Annotated in this window: 1 protein-coding gene; it reads right to left on the bottom strand. The window is 47.7% G+C overall.

Going from position 1 to position 539, the window contains the following annotated elements; translation table 11 throughout:
• Positions 1-539, bottom strand: a 539-nt coding sequence (locus Q4Q50_RS22350) for an Ig-like domain-containing protein (RefSeq protein WP_311901230.1), incomplete at both ends; no start/stop codon positions are given.

Raw genomic sequence — 539 nt, 5'->3', positions numbered from 1 at the left:
GCGACAGTGTCCTCAACGACGATTTTGCTGTCATCTGCTGAATCTGTCAGCCTAGCCTGATCTTGTCCAGAAGTGCTATTTCCTGCTTGATCAGTAACAACAGCCGTGATTACTAGATTAGTACCGATGGCTGGAGCGATGATTTCGAGTTGTAAGCCATTATTTAAAATTTCTTGAGTGACTAGCCCATTAAATAAGGTGTTACCAGCCTGATCTTTAACTATTAATAAATCACCGATCGAGGTGCCAAGTCCTACAGTAACGGTGATATTTACCGGTCCTGTTAATTCGGTTGTGTTAATGAAGCCATCGTTATTTAAGTCTTCATCAATCGTGACTGTCGGTACGGCAGCAGATTGAGTGTCAATCACTACATCTTGGGTAACAGTCTTGCTGTTGCCGGCCAGGTCGGTGACGGTAGCGCTGACGGGGTAGGTGCCATCAGGCAGCACGGTGCCAGTCAGGTCAACACTCCAGTTACCGCTGGCATCAATCACCAAGCCGTTGGCGGTGGTGTAGACCACGCCATTGATGGTGAC

This window comes from Shewanella scandinavica (genome assembly GCF_031932065.1).
Taxonomy (GTDB): Bacteria; Pseudomonadota; Gammaproteobacteria; order Enterobacterales; family Shewanellaceae; genus Shewanella; species Shewanella baltica.
This window is presented reverse-complemented; position numbering and strand designations above follow the sequence as displayed.